This is a genomic window from Flavobacterium sp., assembly GCF_035760125.1.
Classification (GTDB): Bacteria; Bacteroidota; Bacteroidia; order Flavobacteriales; family Flavobacteriaceae; genus Flavobacterium.
Map to the genome: position 1 here is coordinate 1 of NZ_DASTTN010000344.1, position 5,758 is coordinate 5,758.

At 35.2% G+C, this 5,758-nt stretch carries 7 protein-coding genes; 4 read left to right on the plus strand and 3 right to left on the minus strand.

Annotated features, from left to right (window positions below):
- From bshC to VFS71_RS12275, 3 genes are all read left to right on the plus strand, one after another.
- A partial coding sequence (bshC, locus tag VFS71_RS12265; protein ID WP_326401577.1) for a bacillithiol biosynthesis cysteine-adding enzyme BshC occupies window positions 1-1,482 on the plus strand: 1,482 nt, incomplete at its 5' end.
- Window positions 1,483-1,516: 34 nt separating this feature from the next.
- Entirely contained in the window at window positions 1,517-2,788 is a 1,272-nt protein-coding gene (locus tag VFS71_RS12270) for an acyltransferase family protein (RefSeq protein WP_326401579.1), read from the plus strand.
- A 101-nt stretch (window positions 2,789-2,889) separates the two neighbouring features.
- Window positions 2,890-3,309: a nucleoside-diphosphate kinase gene (locus tag VFS71_RS12275; protein ID WP_035625955.1), complete on the plus strand. Its 420-nt coding sequence runs from the start codon at window positions 2,890-2,892 to the stop codon at window positions 3,307-3,309.
- A gap of 147 nt (window positions 3,310-3,456) precedes the next feature.
- Here VFS71_RS12275 and VFS71_RS12280 read toward each other — a convergent pair whose 3' ends face one another.
- Together VFS71_RS12280 and VFS71_RS12285 are read right to left on the minus strand one after the other, a co-directional pair.
- Entirely contained in the window at window positions 3,457-3,753 is a 297-nt protein-coding gene (locus tag VFS71_RS12280) for a DUF721 domain-containing protein (RefSeq protein ID WP_077376378.1), read from the minus strand.
- Window positions 3,734-4,177 carry a hypothetical protein gene (locus VFS71_RS12285; RefSeq protein ID WP_326401580.1) on the minus strand — a complete coding sequence of 148 codons (444 nt, stop codon included), beginning with the start codon at window positions 4,175-4,177 and terminating at the stop codon, window positions 3,734-3,736. Before VFS71_RS12285 ends, VFS71_RS12280 begins: the two co-directional genes overlap by 20 nt.
- Before the next feature lie 238 nt (window positions 4,178-4,415).
- Here VFS71_RS12285 and VFS71_RS12290 point away from each other — a divergent pair, with 238 nt between their 5' ends.
- On the plus strand, window positions 4,416-5,486 hold the full coding sequence (locus VFS71_RS12290; RefSeq protein ID WP_326401581.1) for a serine hydrolase: 1,071 nt from the start codon (window positions 4,416-4,418) through the stop codon (window positions 5,484-5,486).
- A 10-nt stretch (window positions 5,487-5,496) separates the two neighbouring features.
- On the opposite strand, the gene VFS71_RS12295 is transcribed toward VFS71_RS12290, so the two are convergent.
- Complete coding sequence (locus VFS71_RS12295) at window positions 5,497-5,658, minus strand: hypothetical protein (protein WP_326401583.1); 162 nt, start codon at window positions 5,656-5,658, stop codon at window positions 5,497-5,499.
- Window positions 5,659-5,758 lie beyond the last annotated feature (100 nt).

Sequence of the window (5,758 nt, forward strand, 5' to 3'; positions counted from 1 at the left end):
ATAAAGGAAAAAAAAGAAAATTTCGACGGTAACGGCTACAACAATTTCAACACAAAAAGAGAGGTTTTAGTTACGGTTCTGAAAAACCAATATTCAAAAATTCCCACATCCGATTTGACGAAGCAAAATATTGAAGCTTTGTCCAGTTCAGATACTTTCACAATTACGACGGGACATCAGCTGAATTTGTTTTCCGGTCCATTGTATTTTTTGTATAAAATTATTTCCACAATCAATCTGACGAAGGAATTAAAAACGAAATACCCATCACAAAACTTCGTTCCCGTTTATTGGATGGCAACTGAAGACCATGATTTTGAAGAAATTAATTATTTCAGTTTCAAAGGAAAAAAATTTCATTGGAACAGAGAAAGCACAGGACCTGTCGGAAGATTATCCACCGAGGGATTGGATGATTTTCTTGAAATATTCGCACTTGAAATAGGTTCCAGCACCAATGCCAACACAATTAAAAAGCTATTTGAAGATTCCTATCTCAAACACAGCAACTTAGCCGATGCCACTAGATATTTAGCAAATGCACTTTTTGGTTCAGCTGGATTAGTAATTCTGGATGCGGACAATCTCGAATTGAAACGTAATTTTATACCCTACATAAAAGACGAATTACTGAATCAAACTTCTTTCAAAGCAGTAACCGAAACCATCGAAAAATTAAAAGACTATTCCGTTCAGGTGAATCCTCGTGAAATCAATTTATTTTACATTGAGGATAATTTACGCGAACGAATTATTCTTGAAAATGGAATTTACAAGGTCAATCACACCAAAATTGAATTCACGGAATCTGAAATTTTGGAATTATTAGAAAGCAATCCCGAAAAATTCAGTTCCAATGTTATTATGCGTCCTTTGTACCAAGAAGTCATTTTACCCAATTTATGCTACATTGGCGGAGGGGGTGAAATTGCGTATTGGTTCGAATTGAAATCCTTTTTCGCTTCCGCAAAAGTAACTTTCCCAATATTGTTATTGAGAAACTCAGTGCTTTTGGCAACCGAAAAACAGAACAAAAAGGCAGACAAACTAAACTTGACTTGGTCTGATTTATTTACGAAGCAAGCAAGTTTAATCAATCGCATTACCCAAAAACTATCGGATTTCCCGATTGATTTTACCGAACAGAAAGAAGTATTAAAAAAACAATTCGAAGTACTTCTAGAATTGGCCAACCATACAGACAAATCTTTCTTAGGTGCCGTGAAAGCGCAAGAAACCAAACAAACAAAAGGATTGGAATCTCTTGAAAAAAGATTACTTATTGCTCAAAAAAGAAAATTTCACGATGAATTGCAACGTATTATTGACTTGCAAAACGAATTGTTCCCCAACCAGAGTTTACAAGAACGCCAAGCTAATTTTTCGGAATTTTATTTAGAAAATGGAGAACGTTTAATTCCGCAAATAATGAACCAACTCAAACCATTAGAACAAAATTTCAATATCATTACTTTAGATTAAAAATATAAAACTCCCAAAACTAACCACAAAACCAATGACCAAAGACCGCCTTATTTCTCTTGATGTATTTAGAGGATTGACTATTTTATTAATGACTATTGTTAACAATCCAGGTAGCTGGGCAACCGTCTATCCTCCTTTACTTCACTCCGAATGGCACGGTTGTACTCCTACCGACTTGGTTTTTCCGTTCTTTATTTTCATTATGGGAGTGGCTATTTCTTTTGCAATGCCAACCAAAAATTATGACAGCACAACATTCAACAAAATACTGACCCGTTCGTTACGTATGTTTTGCTTGGGTGTCTTTTTTAACTTTTTCGGAAAAATACAACTCTTCGGACTAGATGGCATTCCATTAATCATTGGTCGCTTACTAATAACTGCAGCAGTTGGATATGCGCTGATGGGAAATTTCAATGCAAAACTAAAAACCTATTTAGCTGTTTCAATTTTTGCAATTTATTTAATCTTAGCATATAGCGGTATTGAAGCTTATAAAATAGTGAGACTTCCTGGTGTACTGCAACGCATCGGAATTGTCTATTTCATTGCCTCCCTTTTGTATCTAAAAACGAATCAAAAAACACAATTACTCGTAGCTATCGGAATATTACTAGGTTATTGGGCAATCATAACTCTTGTTCCGGCACCTGGATTCGAAATTACAAACCTCGAAAAAGGAACCAATTTAGCCGCTTGGGTAGATAGTGCTTTGTTAAAAGGACATATGTGGGAAGTAACCAATACTTGGGATCCTGAAGGAATACTAAGCACGATTCCTGCTATTGCAACAGGAATTATTGGCTTATTAATTGGACAATTGCTCAACAGTCCATTATTAAAACTGGAAAAAGCCAAAAAAATGGCAATTATAGGGATCGCCCTTATTGTGTCAGGGCAACTTTGGAATATTATTTTTCCAATAAACAAATCACTTTGGACTAGTTCTTTCGTCTTATATACTACAGGATTAGCCACATTGGTCTTATCAATTTTATACTATTGCATTGACATTGCTAATTATAAAAAAGGAACCAAATTATTCCTAATTTGGGGTGTAAATCCAATGATTGTTTTCTTTTTATCCGAAATCATTCCACAAGCGTTTGTCGCGATTTCGTTTCCAAACCCAAAAATACCAACAGAACAAATCAATCTTTTGGACTTTTTGTATGCCTTTGGAGTACAGCCATTTTTCAATAATCCCATGACAGCTTCATTAGTGTTTGCACTGCTTTATGTAGGTTTATGGTCTATTCTTTTGGCTTATTTCTACAAAAAGAAAATGTACTTTAAAGTTTAAAATAACGGTAATAACAGATTTACGTCATTAAATTGACGATTTGCTAAAATCATTCAATAAAAAAAGTATATTTTTGCACAAAATTTTAAAACACAGAAAAAATGGCAACTAATAGAACTTTTACAATGATTAAGCCTGATGCAGTTCAAAACGGACACATCGGAAACATATTGGCAATGATTACAAACGGTGGTTTCAAAATTGTTTCTTTGAAATTAACTCAATTAACAGTTGCAGATGCTCAAGCATTTTACGCAGTACACGCTGCAAGACCTTTCTACGGAGAATTAGTAGAATTTATGTCTCGTGGACCAATCGTTGCCGCTATTTTAGAAAAAGATAACGCAGTAGAAGATTTCAGAACTTTAATTGGTGCTACAAACCCAGCTGAAGCTGCTGAAGGAACTATCCGTAAAGCATACGCAACTTCTATCGGAGAAAATGCAGTTCACGGTTCTGATAGCGACGAAAACGCTGCTATCGAAGGTGCATTCCATTTCGCAGGAAGAGAGCAGTTTTAATAAATTAGCAGTATTCAGTTTTTAGTAATCAGTTAAAACAAAACTAAAAACAGTTAACGCAAAATTTACAAAAAATCCCATTCGTGTTCGAATGGGATTTTTTATATAATTAAGTATTCTCATCTGCCTTCTTTTTTTGTACTTCTGCTATCTGAGAACCACATCCCTCACCACATCTCTTCGCAATTCTTCATTAATCATTTTTATGATCTTGGATTTTCCGTGGCTTAATTCTTCACGCAAAACTGCCGAAGTCAGCTGAACATACAAAGTTGAACCTTTCAAAACCACATTATTGGTATAACTGTTCACACCGTTCCCCATCAAATTACGCCAAGCATCTTTCACATCAATCTCATCCATTCCTGATTGCAATTTATTAACCTCGATAATTTGCTTCAAAACGTCCCCTATCGAACTTTGATTATTTAGCCTTTTTGCCATAGTCATCTAGATTTATTGGTCCCGCTTTTTTATAATGATATTCCTTTTTTTCTGCATTCAAAACAATTAGCTCTTTATCCGTCAATGCAAGTATTTCCTCGCTCCATTTCATGTAAGGCGTACTGTAATCCAAAAAAGTCTGGTCATCGTCAAAACGCAATTTTACATTTTCAAACGTATCATTCACCAAAAAAGTTCCATCCAATTGCGGCATCACTTTCTTGCGAATCCCTACATTATTTTTGTCAATTTGAAAATAATCAAATGATTCATTCATTCCGTATTGCTTCTCCTTTCCATCCTCAAAAACCACTTTTTCAATCTCCCAATAGCCATTAATTTTGACAACATCAGCAGAAGTTATTTTTTGCTTGCAACCCACAAATAAAAGGGCAACTATTAAAACACCAAATACTTTTTTCATAGAATTATTCTTTTTTTAAGGAGCTTTATCCTGCTATCCGCTTGTATCTTTTTTGTCTCGTAAAAAACGACCCAAAAAAGGATACCGCTTCTATCAGGGCTAAGGCATCTCACTTATCAACACCTTTAGTTAATGCGACAAAGTTAAACTTTAAAATTCCAAAGAAAATAAAAAATTCACCTTCTCATTAAACTTATTTAGATATTTTTGGTCTTACCCAAAACCAACCTTCCCAACCATGTCAAAATCAATACTATTACTAGTCTTTGCATTTTTTTGCACCAATTGTTCTTCTGACAATACAGAACCGACAACTACTCCAACACCTACAGAAATACTGTATTTTCCACCACTTTCAGGCAACACTTGGGAGACCAAAACCCTAGAAAGTCTTGGCTGGAAGCAATCGGCTGTCCAACCATTATTGGATTATTTGGAACTCAAACATTCCAAGGGATTTATCATCCTTGTCAACGGACGCATCGTTATGGAAAGTTATTTCAACGGTCATGATACTACAACCAATTGGTATTGGGCAAGTGCTGGTAAAGCATTGACGTCAACTATGACAGGAATTGCACAACAGGAAAACCTCATCAACATCAACAACAAAGTCTCTCAATACATAGGAACAGGCTGGACAAGTTCACCACTTGCCAAAGAGAATTTAATCACCTGTAAAAATTTATTGACAATGACTTCCGGACTAGACGACACCACTGATAATGTTTCTCCCTCCGCCCTAACCTACACTGCCGATGCTGGAACCCGTTGGGCATATCACAATGTTTATGTAAAATTACAGGATGTCATTGCACAAGCAAGTGGTCAATCATGGAACAACTATTTCAATGCCAAATTAAGAGACAAAATTGGAATGAATGGAGCCTGGTTTACATCTGGCAACAATATTGTTTACAGCAGTACTACAAGAAGCATGGCCCGTTTTGGATTGCTTATGTACAATAAAGGAAAATGGGAAAATAATGTGATCTTGAACGAAAACTATTTTAACGAAGCGACTAATACTTCACAAAACATCAACTTAAGTTATGGGTATTTATGGTGGCTAAATGGCAAAGCCAATTATCATTTACCACAATCACAAGCTACTTTTCAAGGAAGCATCATACCCACCGCCCCAAACGATATGTTTATGGCTTTGGGCAAAAACGACCAGAAAATCTACGTGGTACCCAGCAAAAAAATGGTTGTGATCCGAATGGGAGACGCAGCAGATAATGTAAATCTAGCCTTATCTGATTTTGACGAAACGCTTTGGACAAAAATAAGTGCTTTGTATCAGTAGAATCAACTTTCTATTTATTTCGAACTCTTCTGATTACTCCCAAAACAAAGAAAACAAAACCAATTATCAATAAAGCATAATACAAAGGAATACTCTTGTCTCTAAATACATTAGCCAAGACAAATGCAATGATACTCACAAAGTAAAAGTAAATAGGATTATAATTTTTCATGAAATACCGAACTCAATTATTTAAAAAAACTATCTACAAACTCGTATTTATTGAAAACCTGCAAATCTTCAATTCCTTCACCAACACCAATGTATTTAAC